Annotated in this window: 18 protein-coding genes; 6 read left to right on the top strand and 12 right to left on the bottom strand. The window is 62.4% G+C overall.

The genetic code is table 11. The annotated features are described in order from the left end of the window. Window positions 1-53 precede the first annotated feature (53 nt). Window positions 54-830 carry an EcsC family protein gene (locus ACS3QZ_RS01810; RefSeq protein WP_456036304.1) on the bottom strand — a complete coding sequence of 259 codons (777 nt, stop codon included), beginning with the start codon at window positions 828-830 and terminating at the stop codon, window positions 54-56. Window positions 831-861: 31 nt separating this feature from the next. Beyond that, window positions 862-1365, bottom strand: a complete 504-nt coding sequence (locus tag ACS3QZ_RS01805; RefSeq protein ID WP_456036303.1) for a GNAT family N-acetyltransferase — start codon at window positions 1363-1365, stop codon at window positions 862-864. 88 nt (window positions 1366-1453) lie between these two features. Here ACS3QZ_RS01805 and ACS3QZ_RS01800 point away from each other — a divergent pair, with 88 nt between their 5' ends. Together ACS3QZ_RS01800 and ACS3QZ_RS01795 are read left to right on the top strand one after the other, a co-directional pair. Beyond that, window positions 1454-2059, top strand: coding sequence for a flavin reductase family protein (locus ACS3QZ_RS01800; protein WP_456036302.1), 606 nt, complete (start codon window positions 1454-1456; stop codon window positions 2057-2059). Next, window positions 2059-2703 (top strand): CatB-related O-acetyltransferase, encoded by a 645-nt coding sequence (locus tag ACS3QZ_RS01795; protein ID WP_456036301.1) that lies wholly within the window; start codon window positions 2059-2061, stop codon window positions 2701-2703. Before ACS3QZ_RS01800 ends, ACS3QZ_RS01795 begins: the two co-directional genes overlap by 1 nt. A 7-nt stretch (window positions 2704-2710) precedes the next feature. Here ACS3QZ_RS01795 and ACS3QZ_RS01790 read toward each other — a convergent pair whose 3' ends face one another. After that, the gene (locus tag ACS3QZ_RS01790) at window positions 2711-3628 is read right to left on the bottom strand and encodes an AEC family transporter (protein ID WP_456036300.1); all 918 of its coding nucleotides are present in this window, start codon (window positions 3626-3628) and stop codon (window positions 2711-2713) included. Window positions 3629-3646: 18 nt separating this feature from the next. After that, a complete protein-coding gene (locus ACS3QZ_RS01785; RefSeq protein ID WP_456036299.1) occupies window positions 3647-5281 on the bottom strand; it encodes a SulP family inorganic anion transporter in 1635 nt (544 codons plus the stop codon). 204 nt (window positions 5282-5485) lie between these two features. On the opposite strand from ACS3QZ_RS01785, the gene ACS3QZ_RS01780 reads away from it, so the two are divergent. From ACS3QZ_RS01780 to ACS3QZ_RS01770, 3 genes are all read left to right on the top strand, one after another. Further along, window positions 5486-6043 (top strand): invasion associated locus B family protein, encoded by a 558-nt coding sequence (locus ACS3QZ_RS01780; protein WP_456036298.1) that lies wholly within the window; start codon window positions 5486-5488, stop codon window positions 6041-6043. 246 nt (window positions 6044-6289) lie between these two features. Beyond that, the gene (locus ACS3QZ_RS01775; protein WP_456036297.1) at window positions 6290-7168 is read left to right on the top strand and encodes an S-methyl-5'-thioadenosine phosphorylase; all 879 of its coding nucleotides are present in this window, start codon (window positions 6290-6292) and stop codon (window positions 7166-7168) included. 18 nt (window positions 7169-7186) lie between these two features. Next, the gene (locus ACS3QZ_RS01770) at window positions 7187-7816 is read left to right on the top strand and encodes a LysE family translocator (RefSeq protein ID WP_456036296.1); all 630 of its coding nucleotides are present in this window, start codon (window positions 7187-7189) and stop codon (window positions 7814-7816) included. Here ACS3QZ_RS01770 and ACS3QZ_RS01765 read toward each other — a convergent pair. Then, window positions 7813-7986, bottom strand: coding sequence for a hypothetical protein (locus ACS3QZ_RS01765; protein WP_456036295.1), 174 nt, complete (start codon window positions 7984-7986; stop codon window positions 7813-7815). The genes ACS3QZ_RS01770 and ACS3QZ_RS01765 overlap by 4 nt on opposite strands. 334 nt (window positions 7987-8320) lie before the next feature. Between ACS3QZ_RS01765 and ACS3QZ_RS01760 the strand changes: the two genes are divergently transcribed. Further along, window positions 8321-8860 carry an adenine phosphoribosyltransferase gene (locus tag ACS3QZ_RS01760; RefSeq protein ID WP_093093337.1) on the top strand — a complete coding sequence of 180 codons (540 nt, stop codon included), beginning with the start codon at window positions 8321-8323 and terminating at the stop codon, window positions 8858-8860. A gap of 54 nt (window positions 8861-8914) precedes the next feature. Here ACS3QZ_RS01760 and ACS3QZ_RS01755 read toward each other — a convergent pair whose 3' ends face one another. The 7 genes from ACS3QZ_RS01755 to ACS3QZ_RS01725 form a co-directional block, all read right to left on the bottom strand. After that, complete coding sequence (locus ACS3QZ_RS01755; protein WP_456036294.1) at window positions 8915-10327, bottom strand: FAD-binding oxidoreductase; 1413 nt, start codon at window positions 10325-10327, stop codon at window positions 8915-8917. A gap of 33 nt (window positions 10328-10360) precedes the next feature. After that, on the bottom strand, window positions 10361-11170 hold the full coding sequence (locus ACS3QZ_RS01750) for an MBL fold metallo-hydrolase (RefSeq protein ID WP_456036293.1): 810 nt from the start codon (window positions 11168-11170) through the stop codon (window positions 10361-10363). A gap of 227 nt (window positions 11171-11397) precedes the next feature. After that, window positions 11398-12561 carry a M20 aminoacylase family protein gene (locus tag ACS3QZ_RS01745; protein ID WP_456036292.1) on the bottom strand — a complete coding sequence of 388 codons (1164 nt, stop codon included), beginning with the start codon at window positions 12559-12561 and terminating at the stop codon, window positions 11398-11400. 26 nt (window positions 12562-12587) lie between these two features. Next, on the bottom strand, window positions 12588-13760 hold the full coding sequence (locus ACS3QZ_RS01740; protein WP_456036291.1) for a M20 aminoacylase family protein: 1173 nt from the start codon (window positions 13758-13760) through the stop codon (window positions 12588-12590). Window positions 13761-13790: 30 nt separating this feature from the next. Then, window positions 13791-15137, bottom strand: coding sequence for an NAD(P)/FAD-dependent oxidoreductase (locus ACS3QZ_RS01735; protein ID WP_456036290.1), 1347 nt, complete (start codon window positions 15135-15137; stop codon window positions 13791-13793). 3 nt (window positions 15138-15140) lie between these two features. Next, window positions 15141-16307, bottom strand: a complete 1167-nt coding sequence (gene argE / locus ACS3QZ_RS01730) for an acetylornithine deacetylase (protein WP_456036289.1) — start codon at window positions 16305-16307, stop codon at window positions 15141-15143. Between the two features lie 95 nt (window positions 16308-16402). Next, window positions 16403-18223, bottom strand: a complete 1821-nt coding sequence (locus ACS3QZ_RS01725; RefSeq protein WP_456036288.1) for an ABC transporter ATP-binding protein — start codon at window positions 18221-18223, stop codon at window positions 16403-16405. Window positions 18224-18453 lie beyond the last annotated feature (230 nt).

Genomic DNA, 18453 nt, shown 5'->3' with positions numbered 1-18453 from the left:
AAGCGGCGACTCCCCCGGGGTATTTCCGGAAAAAGAAAGATCAGGCCGCGCGTTCAGGCCGCGCGCGGCGGGCCCATCTGCGCCAGCATTTTTTCGACCAGCCGGTCATGGTCGATGTCAGCGTCAATCGCCAGGCGGCGCAGGCCAAAATGCACATGCGCGATTTCCTGATAGTAGCTGGTATAGGCATAATTCGTGGCCGCCCCAGCCACGGCGCCAAGCACCGGTACCGCCTGCGCGGCAAGCTTTTGGCCCAGCACGACTGCAAGACGCGGCGCAACCCGCGCAATCAGCGCCTGCATGGCGCCCCCGGTGAGCGCCAGACGCGTGCTGACAAAGGCAAGGTCCGCGCCATCATCACGCGCCAGCGGCCCGGCGGCTGAAAACACGCGGATGCAATCGAACTGCACGTTTTCCGCTTCGGGATCAAAGCCTTGTCGACGTGCCTCATCCTGAATGGCGCGCAACAGCACGGTCGTCGTGACCGGCAATTCCGCCAATGCCCCCGGCAATCCACCCGCGCCCCCTGCCGCGCCCAGCGCGGTGGCCACAGCCGTGTTCAACCATGACTTTTGTTCGCCCACTACCCGGCGCGAGCCCTGCGCCGCGCGCATCGCCTGCGAAAGCGCCAGCTCTGTGGCACCATCCAGCCGGTCGCGCACCTGTCTGGGCAGGCGATCCAACAACCCTTCGGCCTGTCCGCCCAAGAGGTTGAGAAGCTCGATCCCCAGCCCCCCCGCATTGCGGTAGCGTTTCGCAAGCCGTGCGATTTCTGCCTCGGGGTCGATCACGGCGATCTGTCGGATATCCAGCGGGTCACTCTCTGTCATATGTCAAAGATCAGCTTTGACACGCGCGAAATCAAGGGGACGGCGCGGCATCGGCAAAGCTTTGCACGGTGCCTGCGATCCCGTCCCAGGCCCCCGGCACCAGTTCACGCCCCAGAACACGGTCGGGGTTCGTGGGCGGCGGCATGATCACATCCGCAAGTTTTTCAAAGCCGAACCGTTTGTAATAGGGCGCATCCCCCACCAGCATCACCCGTTCCCAGCCCTGACCGCTGCCCTTGGCAAGGCTCTCTTCGATCAGCAAACCGCCCAGACCTTCGCCCTGATGAGTCGGGTGCACCGCCACCGGCCCCAAAAGCAGCGCCTCTGCCGCTCCGATCCGCACCGGCCAATACCGGATCGCCCCGGCCAGGATATTCTGGGCATCGCGCGCCACCAGCGACATCCCCGCCACCCGCGCCACGCCATCGCGCAGCCGGTAAGAACTCAGCGCCTCGCGCCCCGGCGCAAAGCACAGGTCATAGAGGGCTTCGACCTCCCACCAGTCTTCTTCGGTTTCCTGTGCAAGTGTGAACACCCGCTTCGCGCCTCGTCTGGTCTTTTTGCTGTGGAATCGGCCCTAGCATGGCGTTACCCCTTGGGCAAACCCAAAGGAAGCGCGATCCATGTTCTATCAGCCCAAAGACGGCCACGGCCTGCCCCACAACCCGTTCAATGCCCTGATCACCCCGCGCCCCATCGCGTGGGTCTCGACACGGGATGCGGACGGGCGGCGCAACCTCGCCCCCTATTCCTTCTTCAACGGCACCGCCTATGTGCCGCCACAGATCATGTTCGCCTCGACCGGGACCAAGCCGGATCAGGCCGAGGGCAAGGATTCGCTCTCAAACATCCGCGCCACCGGCGTGTTCTGCATCAACGTCGTCGAAGAGGCGATGCGTGACGCCATGAACGTATCGACCACCACGTTCGACAAGGATGTGGACGAGTTTGACCGGGCCGGGCTTGAGGCGGCGCAATGCGAAACCATCGACTGCCCCCGTCTTCTTGGCGCGCCCGCATCGCTGGAATGTCGGTTGACCCAGATCGTACCGCTTTTGGGTGAAAACAACTTCATGGTCATGGGCGAGGTTGTCGGCATTCACCTGCGCGACGATTGCATCGTGGACGGCATCTTTGACGTGACCACCTTCCGCCCGCTGGCGCGGCTGGGCTATCGCGACTACTCTGTCGTGGAGAACACTTTCACACTGGCAAGACCGGACGATTGATGCCCCTGCCCGACCCGGATCAGCCCTATCCGATCCATCTCCCTGATGGCAGCCCGCATCGCGGCACGGTGATGCTGCGGTCGGTGACGGATCATCCCTGCCTTGCGGTCGGGGCCTATACCTATGCCTCGGATTTTGATCCGCCCGGGGACTGGACCGCGCGGCTGGCACCTTATCTCTTTCCGTTCTCGCAGGAACGGCTGATCATCGGCAAATTCTGTCAGATCGCACATGGCGTGCGCTTTCTGACCGCCTCGGCCAACCACGCGACCGACGGACTAAGCTGTTATCCCTTTCCCATCTTCGACGGCACCGCGCGCGAAGGCTATCAACCGGATCAGCGCGATACGCTTGTGGGCAATGACGTGTGGTTCGGCCATGGGGCCACCATCCTGCCCGGCGCCTATATCGGCCATGGCGCGATCATCGGCGCGGGCGCCGTGGTGCGCGGCATCGTGCCGGATTACGCGATTGTCACGGGCAACCCCGGCACCGTGGCGCGTTATCGCTTTGCCCCGGATGTGATCGAACGCCTTCTGGCGCTGGCTTGGTGGGACTGGCCTGTGGAGGTCATCGAAGCCGCGATCCCGGCCATCATGGCCGGAGACGTCAACGCTTTGGAGAAGCTCGCCCCAGCGGGTTGATGCCGGGCTATCCCCCAAACAACGCAACGGCCACGGCGATCCACACCGGCAGAGATGCCGCCGCCAAAAGCGTCGTCTGCGCCACCAGCGTCGCCGACAGCACTCGATCCGCCCCGAACCCAGCCGCCAGCACATGCGCCCCCGACGCGGTGGGCAGTGCCGCCCAGACCACCACCACCACGGCAATGGCACCGGGCAATCCCAGCGCCAGCGCCACGGCCACCGCCGCCAGCGGCATCACGATCAGCTTTGTCGCGCAAATGATCCCGCTGAACCGGTCGAGCCGCGCCAGCGCGCCCCAGTTCATCGTTGCCCCCACCGAGATCAGCGCAATCGGGATTGCCGCCTCAGCCAGCATCGTCAACGGCGCCAGCACTGGTACCGGGATCTTCCAACCCGACAGCCCCACGGCCACGCCACTCAAAGACGCCAGCAAAAACGGGTTGAGCGCCACCTTACGCACCGTGCCCCACACCCCAAGGCTGCCTCCGCGCGACAGGGCCGAGACCGCGAAGACATTCGCCATCGGCACAGCCATCCCGATGCACACTGCCATCAATGCCGGGTCCGCCGCATCGGTCACGCCCACCGCGATAAAGGCCAGTGCCGAATTGAACCGCCAAGCGGTCTGCCATGCCCCGGCAAAATCAAGGAAACGTTCCGGCCCAAACCGCCGCGCCTGCCACGCTACAATCAGCGCGATAGCCATCAATCCCCAGACCACCGGAGCAATCGTGACAATCGCACCGGGGCGGATTTCCCGCGTCGACGCGGCCACGAACAACAGCGCCGGGAACAGGATTTCAAAGTTGAGCTTGTCCAGCCCCTGCCACGCATTGACCGACAGGCGATCCCGGATCAGCCCGCCCAACCCCACCAGAAGAAAGGACGGCAAAAGCCCGATCAGGATTGCCAGAAATGTCATGTCACAAGCCCGTGGTCATCAATGCCCGCCCAGAATACCCGTACGCACCGAATAATCGACCGCAACCTCGTATTCGGGGTCATCATCACTGTCGATCATCAGATGCCCGGCCCGGCTCAGCAACTGGTGACAGTCGCGGCTCAGATGGCGCAGCGCCACGGCCTTGCCAGCCGCCTCGTACTTGGCCGCCACCGCCTCGATCGCCTGCAAGGCCGACTGGTCGACAACCCGGCTGCGCTGGAAATCAATGATCACGTGATCCGGGTCATGGGCCACGTCGAACAGTTCGACAAACCCATCCGAAGACCCAAAGAACAACGGCCCTTCGATCTCATAGACCTTGGCACCGGGATCGCTCGCGCTTTCGCGGGTGATGGCGTGAATGCGCCGCGCGTTCTGCCAGCTATAGGCCAGCGCCGACACGATCACCCCGACAACAACCGCGACGGCAAGGTCTCCCATCACCGTTACCACCGTCACCAGAACGATCACGAAGGCATCCATCAGGGGCACCTTGCGCATGATCTTGAATGAGTTCCACGCAAAGGTGCCGATCACCACCATGAACATCACGCCCACAAGTGCGGCCAGAGGGATCTGCTCGATCAAAGGGCTTGCCGCAACGATGAACAACAACAGGAACAGCGCCGCCGTAATCCCGGCAATCCGCGTCCGTCCCCCCGATTTCACGTTGATCATCGACTGACCGATCATCGCACAGCCGCCCATGCCGCCAAAGAACCCGGTGGTCACGTTGGCTACACCCTGCGCGATACACTCTTGCGATGCACCGCCCCGCTTGCCGGTCATCTCACCGACAAGGTTCAGCGTCAGCAGGCTTTCAATCAACCCAATCGCCGCCAGAATGACCGCATAAGGCAGGATGATATAGAACGTCTCAAGAGTGAGCGGCACCGCCGGAATGTGGAACTGCGGCAGGCCCCCTTCGATCGAGGCCATATCGCCCACGCGCGGCACATCAAGACCAAAGGCAATCACCACAAATGCCGTGATCGCGATCCCCGCCAGCGGCGCCGGGATCACCTTGGTCACTTTCGGCAGCCCCCAGACGATCAGCATCGTCAGGCCCACAAGGCCCAGCATCGTATAAAGCTGCATCCCCGAGAGCCATTCCCCCCCCGACATGCCATGCCCGTCACTGACCATGGACCCGGGCACCTTGAACTGGCTCATCTGGGCAAGGAAAATCACGATCGCCAGCCCGTTGACAAAGCCAAGCATCACCGGATGCGGCACCAGCCGGATGAACTTGCCCCAATGCATTGCCCCCGCGATGAGCTGCAAAATGCCCATCAGCACCACGGTTGCAAACAGGTACTCGACCCCGTGTTCGGCAACCAAGGCCACCATTACCACGGCCAACGCCCCGGTCGCCCCCGAGATCATGCCCGGCCGTCCGCCGATCACCGCCGTGATCAGGCCCACAAGGAAGGCCGCATAAAGCCCGACCAGCGGATGCACCCCGGCAACAAAGGCAAAGGCCACCGCTTCGGGCACCAGCGCCAGCGCCACGGTCAGCCCCGAAAGCACCTCGGTCCGGATACGGCCGATGGTGAACCCCTCGTCCTGCATGATCGAAAGGTTGGGGGGAGAAATGTTTTTGGCCAGCATGGCCAGAGCCGCGCGTCGCATAGGCATCCTGTCTGATTGGGAGTGTTCGCTTGGCCCGTCCCTAACGGGTCTGCTGCGGTTCCACAATAGGAGTGGCAAGACTTCAATGCGCCGATGCGCCAAATCCACAGCATTTGCTCACGAAACCGTCGACGAACGTGACTGGACCGCGACACGCGCACCTTGCAAGCAGACCCTGATACATCACACCAGGGACCACATTTCATGCGCTGGATACTTCCCATCCTGCTCGCGGCAACCCCGCTCACGGCGCAGGATCGACAGGGCAACGACACGCCCGGCGACTGGATCGTGACCCACTTTGCCACGTTCGGCCTCTGGAGCAGCATTTGCGACGAGCGGATTGAAGACGGCACCCTGAGGCAACGCTGCTACATCCGCTGGGTGGACGTGTATTCTCCCCGCCCCGATTTTGCCGCCCAGTTCCTTTTCATCACGCCAGAGACAGACGGGCCAAGCGTCGAATTCGGCATCGAACCGGGAACCTTCTTTGCCCCCGACGGATTCCGCATCACCCACACGCCGGATGATGTCATCTGGTCCACCACGCGCGGTGGCTGTCTCACCGGGCTAAGCTGCGTCTTTTCCGGCCCAGAGGTCGAACCGCTCCTTTCTGCCATGCAAACGGGCACGGCCTTCCGCTTTACCTTCACCGACCGGCACGGCAGGGCGCAGGATCTGACATGGCCGCTCATCGGATTTGATGCCGCGTTTTCCGACTTCGAAACCCAGTCTCGCAGCCGAAACTTGCCATCGCGTTAACGCGCGGCTTGGAAACCGCGGTTTTTCAAAAAAATCACATCGCGCACCGACGCGATACCGACACAATACCGACGTGAAACCGAACGCCGTTTTCTTATGAAAAACAGAAGTTTCGCGCTCATTTCTTCGACAACGCACCGCCCGACCGCACCGCGCCTTCATCTTTCCTTCACCCCTGCCAAGCCGGTTGCATTTCCCCCGCCTCCGGCTCAACAATGCGCTGACCTAAAAAGAGAAGGCACCCCAATGAGTGACACCATGATTGCCGTGATCGGCGGTTCGGGCATTTACGAGATCGACGGGCTGGAAAATGCCGCGTGGCAAAGCGTCGAAACCCCTTGGGGGGCGCCCTCTGACCAGATCCTGACCGGCACGCTGGGTGGCGTCAAAATGGCCTTCCTGCCCCGCCACGGGCGCGGCCACGTGCACACGCCGACCTCGGTGCCCTACCGCGCCAATATCGACGCCCTTAAACGCCTCGGCGTGACCGACGTGATCTCGGTTTCCGCGGTCGGGTCGTTCCGTGAAGAAATGGCCCCCGGCGATTTTGTCGTTGTGGATCAGTTCATTGACCGCACATTCGCCCGCGAGAAATCCTTCTTCGGCCCCGGGCTCGTCGCCCATGTCAGCGTCGCCCACCCGACCTGCCCGCGCCTGTCCGAGGCGTGTTTCACCGCCGCCACCGACGCCGGGATAACTGTACACAAGGGTGGCACCTACCTTGCTATGGAAGGCCCACAATTCTCGACGCTGGCTGAATCCAAAATGTACCGCGAACATTGGGGCGCGGACGTGATCGGCATGACCAACATGCCCGAGGCCAAGCTCGCCCGCGAAGCCGAGCTCTGCTATGCCTCCGTGGCCATGGTCACGGATTACGACAGCTGGCATCCCGATCACGGCGAAGTGGATGTGGCCGAGATCATCGCCACCCTGACCGGCAACGCCCAGAAGGGCCGCGATCTCGTTGCACGCCTGCCCGCCCTGCTTGGCGCCTCGCGCGCGCCCTGCCCGCATGGCTGCGACCACGCACTGGAATTCGCCATCCTGACCGCCCCCGACGCACGCGACCCGGCCATGATCGCCAAGCTTGATGCCGTCGCGGGACGCATCCTAACCCCATAACAAAAAAGCGTTTTTCAAATGTCCTTCGATCTCTGGCTCACCTTTGTCGCCGCCTCAACCGCGCTTCTTCTGATCCCCGGCCCCACCATCCTTCTGGTCTTGTCCTACGCGCTCAGCCAGGGGCGGCAGGTGGCCGTGGCCACAGCCGCCGGGGTCGCGCTTGGCGACTTTGTCGCCATGACAGCCTCCCTGCTGGGTCTGGGCGCTCTCGTGCTCGCATCGGCCACGGCGTTTACGGTTTTGAAATGGGTTGGTGCTATCTATCTCGTCTGGCTCGGGTTCAAGATGCTGAAAAGCGCGCACCATGCGGAACTGGGCGATCTGATGTCCGCCCGTTTGCTGCCCGCGCGCGGCGTCTTCACCCATGCCGCCGCCGTCACCGCGCTCAACCCCAAGAGCATCGGCTTCTTCATCGCCTTCGTGCCGCAGTTCCTTGATCCAACACGGGCACTGCTGCCGCAATTTGCCATTCTGATTGCCACCTTCGTGACCCTCGCCGCGCTCAACGCACTGGCCTATGCGCTGTTGGCCGACCGCCTGCGCGCCCGCATCGAGCGCCCGGCGGTGATCCGCTGGCTGACCCGCGCCGGGGGCATCACATTGGTTGGAATGGGGATTCTGACGGCAACGCTGCGGCGCGCGGCCTAGTCGCTCTGATGCTCTTTCATGAAGCGCCGGATGAACCCCCGGATTTCCCGGGCCGCGCTCGTGTCCAGTTCCTTGCAAAGCTCGACAAATTCGTCGCGCTCCTGCTTGTCCAGCCGCAACACCAATTGGCTGTCCTTCTTGGACTTTGTTTTCCCGTCTTTCTTTCCCACGTGCGCCCCATGCCCCCGGGCACCCGACAAGGGCGCCTTGACGTTTTGTTAATGCAACGTATATACATTACCTATACAACAGCTACACAAACATATCCGAGGCAGTTCGGGAAAGGAATGGCAAAATGAACCTGATCGCGGCAAAAACAATCCTCGTGAATGACCGGATGGACTGGCACAAGCCCCATTGCAGCTGGTTCGGGCAGCGCATGTATCGGTCGCTGCGCCGTCGCTGGGACTGACCGCCCAAAATGCGACCACCCGCCCCTTGAATTGCGCCGCCGCATCAGCCAAACCATGGCCCGATGCCACAACCGCGCAAAAGGGGGCTATGATGGCCAAGAAAACCGAGGTCAAAGACTATATCCGCACCATCGTGGACTTCCCGCATGAGGGGATTCTGTTTCGCGACGTGACCACGCTTTTTGCGGATCCACGCGGTTTTCGCATGGCCATCGACCAGATGCTGCACCCCTATGCCGGCCAGCGGATCGACAAGGTGATCGGGCTCGAAGCGCGCGGTTTCATCCTTGGCGGCGCCATCGCCCACCAGCTCAGCGTCGGCTTTGTCCCCGTGCGCAAAAAGGGCAAGCTGCCCGGCACCACGATCTCCGAAGAATACAAGCTCGAATATGGCGAGGCGATCATGGAAATCCATGACGACGCCATTCAGCCCGGCGAAAAGATCCTTCTGGTCGATGACCTGCTGGCCACCGGCGGAACGGCCGAGGCCGGGATCAAGCTGGTCGAACGTCTGGGCGGCGAGATCATCGGCTGCGTCTTCATCGTTGACCTGCCTGAACTGGGCGGGCGAAAACGGCTCGAGGACATGGGCATGGATGTCACCGTCTTGTGTGAGTTCGAAGGTCTCTGAGGGGCGTAGCCCGTCGCAGCGAGACCGCTAATCCATTGGGATACCCCGGAAAGATCAACCCGGCGCCAGCACCGCGCCGGGGTTCATGATGCCCTGCGGGTCCAACGCCTGTTTGATCGCGCGCATCGCCATCAGTTTCGCCGGATCACCATACCGCTCCAGGTCTTCCACCTTGAGCCGCCCCACCCCGTGTTCCGCACTGAACGACCCGCCCAAAGCCATGACGAGATCATGCACCCGGCGTGACACGTCATGGCGCAGGTCATCGTATTCCGAACGATCATGCCCGGCGTGCGGAAACACGTTGAAATGCAGATTGCCATCGCCCAGATGGCCAAAACAGTTCACCCGGAATGGCCCCAGCGCCCGCACAGCCCCGGTCGCTTCTTCGATGAACCCCGCAAGCGCGCCCAGCGGCAGGGAAATGTCGTGGCTGGCCACGGACCCAACGATCTTGTTCGCTTCCGGGATCGCTTCGCGCAAACGCCAGAACGCCGCGCGTTGCTGATCGCTCTGGGCAATGACGCCATCGCTGACCAATCCCGCCTCCAGGCCCGCAGCGAAAACCGTTTCCAGCACATTGTCGGCCCCGCGTGACAGGCCAAGTTCCACAAGTACCATCCATTCGGGGGCCGGGGAAATCGGCTGACGCGTATCGGGCAGGTGTTCCGCAACAAACTCCAGCCCCTGCCGGTGGATCAGCTCAAAGGCCGAGACCCCTTCTCCGGCCTCGGCCCGCGCCAGCGCCAGCAACTCGAGCGCGGCTGATGGATCCCTGACCACCATCAGCGCCGTCCCCACCGAGGCCGGGCGCGCAAAAAGCTTGAGCGCCGCCGCCGTGATCACCCCAAGTGTCCCTTCGGCGCCAATCAAAAGGTTGCGCAGATCATAACCCGTGTTGTCCTTGCGCAGCCGCGTCAGCCCGTTCCAGATCTCGCCATTGGGCAGCACCGCTTCCAGCCCAAGGCACAGGTCACGCGCGTTGCCATAGCGCAGCACGTTCACGCCGCCGGCATTGGTCGACAAGTTGCCCCCGATCCGGGCTGACCCTTCCGAGCCAAGCGACAATGGGAAAAGCCGGTCTTCCGCTTCCGCCGCGCTCTGGAGATCGGCGAGGATCACACCCGCCTCCGCGACGATCACATTCTCCAGCGGATGGACCGCGCGCACCCGGTTCATCCGCTCCAGCGACAGTACAAGTGGCCGCGCCGTGCCGGGCATCACCTGCCCGCCGACAAGCCCCGTGCCGCCCCCATAAGGCACAACCCCAACCCGCGCGCGCCCGCAGGCCCGCAGGATCGTGGCCACCTCTTCGACTGTTCTGGGCAGGGCCAACACCCCGCCATCCCCGCGAAACCGCCCGCGCGGCTCTTCAAGGAAACGCGTCTCGACCGGGCGCAGGGTCTGTGGCGGCAACTCGGCGGCAAGCGCCGTGACAAAAGCATCTGAAACAGGATCAAGCGTCATGCTCCAAGGTCTAAGCGGCCTTGCGCCGCCCGTCTAGGGCTCGCGCAAATAGCGCGGTTGCAGCACCAGTATCGTCGGACGCCGCGGCAAGGACCGCAGACTCAGCTCGACGCTGCTGTCGCCCCGGTTGACCACCTCATACGCATCCGACATCCCCGCCAGAAAACCGGAAAGCGTATAATCTCCGAACCAATGCATCGGGATCACCACCTGTGCCTTCAGCCGCCGCAAAACCCGCATCATGGACGGCACATCCAGCGTCATCCCGCCATCCACCGCCGCCATCACCACGTCCATACGGCCAAGGGCGGCATATTGCGCGGCATTGGGCTCGTGATGCAGGTGGCCGAGATGCCCGATGCACAGGCCCGCCACTTCAAACACGAAGATCGAATTACCGTTTTCCTCGATCCCTCCAAAGGCACGGATGTCGGTCGATACATTGCGCACCAGCATCGACCCGAGGTCGAGGTGATGGGTGACCCCCTCACCGAAATCCCCCCACCCTGGCAATACATGCGGAATCTCGGGGTCGGGGTAAGGAGTCCAATGGGTGTCATGGGCATGGTTCATCGTCACCACGTCGGGCGTGAAATCCACGTTGCCGATGAAGCCGGTGAAATCCGTCACTGCCGACACGCCCTCGTGGCTCTGGATCAGAAAGGACGCATGCGCGATATAGCTGATCCGGACCGAGTGCTCCTCCAGCGGCGCTCGAAAAGACGCCTTTTGCACGTAGTCAAACCCGCCACGTTCTGCCAGAGCGATACAATGACTGGGCCGTCGCGCCTCGGCCTGCGCACTGCCCGCGATCAACAAACCTGCCAAAACCCAACGCCACATCGCCGCCTCCCCGTTTGCACATGCACGGACAGGCTACACGAAATTGCGCGTTTCGCGGGTCACGAAAATATCAGCCCCACTCCGTGCCCACTCTTTCTTTTTCCAGAAATACCCTGGGGGGTGAGCGCAGTCTTGGAAACGGTCCGGTGGACCGTTTCAGGCGTGAACGGGCGGAGCCCGGCCCAAAAGGGGCGACGGGGGGCAACGCCCCCCGCCTCCCTCAAGCCTCAGGCCGCCGGCATCCGCTTTTCCACGATCTCCGCCCACCAGCTGCATCCGGCCGGAATCGCCTCGTCGTTGAAGTTGTATTCCGGGTGATGCACCATCGCCGTGTCGCCATTGCCGACAAGGATATAGGCGCCGGGACGTTCCTCCAGCATGAAGGCGAAATCCTCGCCTCCCATGACCAGCGGCGCGTCATCACATTGCCCGCTGACCGATCGCGCCACCTCGGCGGCGAATTCGGTCTGCTCTTCGCTGTTCACCATCACCGGATAGCCGCGGTGATACTTGATATCCGCAGTTCCGCCGAAGGTCGCGCCAATCCCGGTGCAGATTTCCTTGATCCGCTTTTCGGCAAGATCGCGCATGGTGTTGGACATGGTACGGACCGTGCCCTTCAGATGCACGGTCTGTGGGATCACGTTGAACGCCTTGGACGAGGTTTCAAACGACGTGACCGAGACCACGATCTGATCCACAGGGTCCGCGTTGCGGCTGGTGATCGTCTGAAGCGCCAGCACCGCCTGCGCCGCCATCACCGTTGTATCCACCGTTTCCTGCGGTTTCGCGGCATGTCCCCCCTTGCCCTCGAACACGATATCGAACTGATCAGTGGCGGCAAAAAAGGCCCCCGGACGGATCGCGAAACTTCCGGTCGGTTTGCCCGGCCAGTTGTGCATCCCATAGACTTCCTGAATGCCCCAGCGCTCCATCATGCCGTCATCGCACATTTCCTTGCCGCCGCCGCCGCCTTCTTCGGCGGGCTGAAAGATCACCACCACGGTGCCGTCGAAATTGCGCGTCTCCGACAGGTACTTGGCCGCACCCAAGAGCATCGCCGTATGCCCGTCATGGCCGCAAGCATGCATCGCACCATCGGTCTTCGACGCATAGCCCAGCCCGGTTGCCTCGTGGATCGGCAGCGCATCCATGTCGGCGCGCAGGCCAATTACCTTGCCCGACCCGGTCGCCTTTCCCTTGATCACACCGACCACGCCAGTGCGGCCAATCCCGGTCACGACCTCGTCACACCCAAACGCCTTGAGCTTTTCGGCCACGATGGCACTGGTGCGATGGGTTTCAAACAGGATCTCGGGATGTTCATGGAAATCCCGGCGCCATTCGGTGATCTCGGCCTGCAACTCGGCAAATCTGTTCTTTACGGGCATCTTGTCTCGCTCCTTGTCGGTTTTGTTCAGCCCAGCGCCATTCGGCGCTCGACCAGCTCCGCGAACCAGCTACACCCAACCGGAATCGCGTCATCGTCAAATTGGTATTGCGGATGGTGGCACATCATCGTGTCCCCATTCCCGAGGAAGATATAGGCTCCCGGACGCTCTTCAAGCATGAACGAGAAATCCTCGGCGGGCATGATCGGGTCCACATCATCAAATACGTTCGCGGCCCCCGCCACGGCCCGCGCGGCCTCGATCGCATAGCCGGTCTCAACCTCGTGATTGACCGTCGGCGGATAGCCACCCTCCCATGTCATCTCGACCGTTGCCCCAAAGGCCGCCGCCGTGCCTTCTGCCACTTCGCGGATGCGCTGTTTGGCCAGAGCACGATTCTCTCCATCAAGTGTGCGCACCGTGCCCTTCATGCGCACCGTGTGTGCAATCACGTTCGACGCAACACTGTCGGTCTCGAACGTGCCCACCGTCACCACGACCCGGTGGATCGGGTTGACCGTGCGCGCCACGATGGATTGCAGTGACACGACCATCTGCGCCGCCGCCAGAGTGGTATCCACCGCCTCATGCGGGGCCGCGGCATGGCCGCCCTTGCCCGTGACCGTCAGCGTGAATTCATCTGCCGAAGCCAGAAGCGGTCCGGAGCGAATAGCAAACTGCCCCACTGGCAGCCCCGGCATATTGTGCAGCCCGTAAACCTCCTGAATGCCCCAGCGGTCCATCAGCCCGTCATCACACATCGCCTTGCCCCCGGCCCCGCCCTCTTCGGCCGGCTGGAAGATCAGCACGGCGGTGCCGTCAAAATTGCGGGTCTCGGCAAGGTACTTGGCCGCGCCCAAGAGGATCGCCGTGTGCCCGTCATGACCGCAGGCATGCATCTTGCCATCCACCTTTGACGCATAGTCCAGCCCTGTCGCCTCATGGATCGGCAAGGCATCCATATCCGCACGCAGGCCGATCACGCGCCCCTTGGTGTCCTGCCGCCCCTTGATCACGGCCACGACCCCGATCTGGCCGATCCCCGGCGTGATCTCGTCCACGCCGATCTCCTTGAGACGCGCTTCGACAAACGCCGCCGTCTCGGGCAGGTCATACATCAGCTCCGGGGTTTCATGCAGGTGCCTGCGCCATCCGGTGACTTCCTCGTGCATTTCTGCAAAACTATTCTTGGTCGGCATCTCTCTCCCCTTTGCTTTTCGCAAACCCCATCATAAATCCGGGCCCAGTTCCAACCGCGACCCGTCATTGAACCGCGACAGGCGGAAGCGGTTCAGATCATGCCCCACATCGCCCCCGCTCACCATATCCGCCATTACCCGGCCAAAGCCCGGCCCAATCCCGAACCCGTGCCCGCACATACCCGTACAGATGCTCAGCCCTTGCACGGGCGCACGATCCACCACCGGCACGATGTCAGGCATGGAATCGATCATCCCCGCCCAGCTCGCGGCGAGCTTCACCTCGCCCAGCGCGGGCAGAAGCGCCTGCAATGCGGTGCGCATCTCTTCGATCTTGGCCGCGTTCGGTTTGGGATCAAGAATGCGCATCCTCTCAAACGGAGTTTCTTCCGAACCGCTCCACCGCCTTTTCGTCGCCCAGCCGTCGGGATAGCCCTTGTCGGGCGCGGCCAGCTTGTAAGTACGGGCAAACGGCGCCCGGCGCAGTTGCGGGATATAGCTGCGCACGTGCCGGAATGCGTCCTGACCAAGGAAGAACTCATGGAACCCGGACGCCGCGATCGTGTACCCGCCATCCTGACGCCGCCGGAACGCCAGATGTTCCCCCACCGCTCCGCCGTCATGCACGTCCGGCAAGGGTACGGTTGCCGCGACGCTGGCCCGCACCGACAATTGCGGCATGGAAATGCCTTCGTTCTTCAGGAACAGCGCCGACCAAGCGCCCCCCGCCACGATCACCTCGGGCGTGCGGATCGATCCCTGTTCCGTGACCACGCCGCATACCCGGCCCGCTTCGCGATCCAGCACCCGCGCGGCGCAGTTCTCGACAATCACCGCCCCGTGCCGCACCGCGGCCCGTGCCAGCGCGGGCACAGCCACCCACGGTTCCGCCTTCATGTCGGACGGCGTGTGCAACGCCGCCGGATAGCTTTCTGTCATACCGGGGATCAGCGCATCCAGTTCGCGCGAGGACAACAGTTTGCTGTCCACCCCCATCGGCACGGCTTCCTCAAGCCACTCCTCATACCGCGCGGTCTCGGCCTCGCCACTTGAAAAATAGGTCAACCCGCAGGTCCTGAGGCCGATATCTTCGTCCAGATCGGCCTCGATCTCTTTCCAAAGCCGGTTGGCCTCGATCATGATCGGCAATTCGGCCAGATCCCGCCCCTGCTGGCGAATCCAGCCCCAGTTGCGCGCCGATTGTTCGCCCGCGATCCGTCCCTTTTCCAGCACGACGGGGCGCAGCCCCTTCTTTGCCAGAAAATAAGCGGCGCTCACACCAATGACACCACCGCCAATGATCACCACGTCCGCGTCCGCCGGAATCGGCCCCCGGTGCGCGACAGGGCTGTTCAGAGAAATCGGGAACCCGGCCATGTCTCAGCCTTTCAGCATATCCAGCAATTTCCGCATAAACTCCTGTCCGGCCTCGAACTGCGCCACGCTCAGGAATTCGTCCGGCTGGTGCGCCTGTGCAATGTCGCCGGGACCACAGATCACCGCCGAATAGCCCGCGTTCTGGAAATGCCCCGCCTCCGTTCCATAGCTCACCACGCGCGGAGCATTGTCCCCGGTCAGGCGACGCACAATCGCCTCGGCCTCACCCGCCTCTTCCGGCACCAGACCCGGCACACCGAAATACTCGGTCATCTCGATATGGGCGCTCGGCGCCACGGCCTGCATCTCGGCCTCGATCTCGGCCGCTTTTGCCCGCGCCCGCGCCTTCCAGTCCTCCGATGACTCGCCCGGCACAAAGCGGAAATCCAATCCGAACCGGCAATCCAGCGCCGTGATGTTATGCGCCGTGCCGCCCATGATCGTGCCCACATGCACCGTGGTCCAGGGAGGCTCGAACACCGCATCCACCGGACCCGGCACTTTGGCCTGGTTCTCGATATTCATCGCATTGGCCCAGTCGATCAGCTTGGCCCCGTACATGATCGCGTTGACCCCGGTATGCATGATCGAGCTGTGCACCTCGAAGCCACGCACATGCACGTGAAACCCCGTGCCGCCCTTGTGCCCTGTGACCGCGCCCATCATCGACGGCTCACCCACGATCACCGCGCTCCCCTTGGGGAGCACCTTGCCCATGCTCTCGATCAAGGGCGGCGCGCCTGTACAGCCGATTTCCTCGTCATAACTCAGCGCCAACTGCAACGGTCGGCTGACGCCCGCGTAATGCGCCTCGACCATGGCCCAGATCGCCAGCGCATCGAACCCCTTCATGTCACAGGTGCCCCGGCCAAACAGCTTTCCGTCCCTCTCAACCACCTCGAACGGATTCGTGCTCCAGGGCTGACCCTCGACCGGCACCACATCCGTATGCCCCGAGAGCACGACCGCCCCTTCCACATCCGGTCCCACATGGGCAAACACCGCCGCCTTGTCCGGCGCGGTTTCATGCGGGTGACGATGCGTGGCAATGCCGTGACTGCCCAGATAATCCTCGACCCAGTCGATCAACGGCAGATTGGTATCCGTGGACACCGTGGGGAACGCCACCAGCGTCTCCAGAATCGCACGGGGGGACAGGCGCTCTGTCATCACAGGCCTTCTTTCTTCGATCATGTGAACTCAGCCCGGTCACAGTGCCGGGAATTACTTAACGGTGCAAGCACCCCATTCGAGGTGCGTGCATCTCAGTAGCCGCTGTCCGTGATCAGAACCCTGTGGCCCGGCGCGACCTCTTTATAGACCGAAGGCTCCGGCTCATATCCCACCGGATGAATAGGCGACGGGATCGGCTTGAAATTAAGATCTTTTTCCGATTTTCGCTGGTTCGGATCGGCAATCGGAACCGCCTTCATCAGAGCCTGTGTATAGGGGTGCTGCGGGTTTTCAAACACCGCCCGGCGCGGACCGATCTCGACGATCCGCCCAAGATACATCACCCCGACATCGTGGCTCACCCGTTCCACCACGGCCATGTCGTGACTGATGAACAGGTAAGAGATTTCAAGCTCGGCCTGCAATTCCATCATCAGGTTCAGAACCTGCGCCTGAACCGACACGTCCAGCGCCGACACCGCCTCGTCCGCGACAATCAGCTTGGGGTTCAGAGCAAGGGCGCGGGCAATCGCGATCCGCTGGCGCTGCCCGCCCGACAATTCATGCGGATAGCGGTTCATGAAACTGCGCGGCAGTTCCACCCGATCAAACAGCATCGCCACGCGATCCATCATCGCGGACCCTTTATGGGTGCCGTAATTGCGCATCGGCTCGGCCACCTGATCCGACAGCTTCATCTGCGGATTGAGCGAGGCAAAGGGGTCCTGGAAAATCATCTGCATGTCCTGACGGACCTTGTGCAGTTCGCGGGAATTGAGCGCGATGACATCCTTGTCATCGAACTGCACATGTCCCGATTCCGGCTCGACAAGCCGCAGGATCGACCGCCCCGCCGTCGACTTGCCGCATCCAGACTCTCCCACCAGAGACAGCGTGCGCCCCTTGTTCACGGTGAAAGAAACATCCTCGACCGCGTGCACCTTGGCCACCGTGCGACGCAGCAGCCCGCCCTGCACCGGGAAGCGCGTCACAAGGTTCTTCACCTCGAGAATCGGCTCATCCGTGCCGGGAATCGGATCTGTCGAATGGGTCGTATCGCCAAAAAGCTTCATCGGGCGCGGCAGGTCGGTTCCCGACATGTCGCCCAGCTTGGGCACAGCCGCCAAAAGCGCCTTGGTGTAATCATGGGTCGGGTTTTCGAAAATCTCCTGAACCGTGCCCTCTTCGACCTTGTTGCCCCGGAACATGACCACCACGCGGTCCGCCATCTGCGCCACCACCGCCATGTCATGAGTGATGAACATCACCGCCGTACCGGTCTCGCGCTTCAGGCGGTCCATCAGGGCAAGAATTTCGGCCTGAATGGTCACGTCCAGCGCCGTGGTGGGTTCATCCGCGATCAACAGACGCGGTTCACAGGCCATCGCCATGGCGATCACCACCCGCTGACGCATCCCGCCCGACAATTCATGCGGATACTGGTGCAGACGCCGTTCGGGTTCGGGAATGCGGACCTGACGCAGCAACTCCAACGCGCGCGCCTCGGCATCCGCCTTGGACATATTCTTGTGCAGCCGCAGCCCTTCGGTCAGCTGGCGACCCACCGTAAACACGGGGTTGAGCGCGGTCATCGGCTCCTGAAAGATCATTCCGATCTCGTTTCCGCGAATCGTGCGCATCAGATCCTGGTCGGTTTTGGCGAGGTCCGCCGCGCCCGCGTCACGCCGGTTAAACACCAGCCGCCCCCCTGCGATTTCACCGCCGCCGAACTCGACAAGACGCATCAACGAGAGGCTTGAAACCGATTTGCCAGAGCCGGATTCACCAACAATACAGACGGTTTCGCCCGGAAACACCTTGAACGAAACATCCTCGACGCCAACGACCGGCCCGTCCTTGGTCTGAAATTCGACCCTCAGGTTCTCGATCGAGGCAATGGCATTGTCCAGCATTGCGATTTCGCTCCCCGCGTATGTTTTTCTGGTATCCCCAAATCCCGACGCTACAGACAGCGCCGCCGGAAAGTCAAACCCGTGCTTCCGATTTGATCACATCGCGCCACGTCACCCCAAAAGGAACGCTTGCAATTTCCGGATGACTGGTCTGAGATGACACGCAGTCGAGAGGGGAAACGGCGACAAGCTGCCAGAACGCGGGCACAGACCGGCGGGTCTTCTCTTTA

It is taken from the genome of Shimia sp. W99 (genome assembly GCF_053851455.3).
This window is presented reverse-complemented; position numbering and strand designations above follow the sequence as displayed.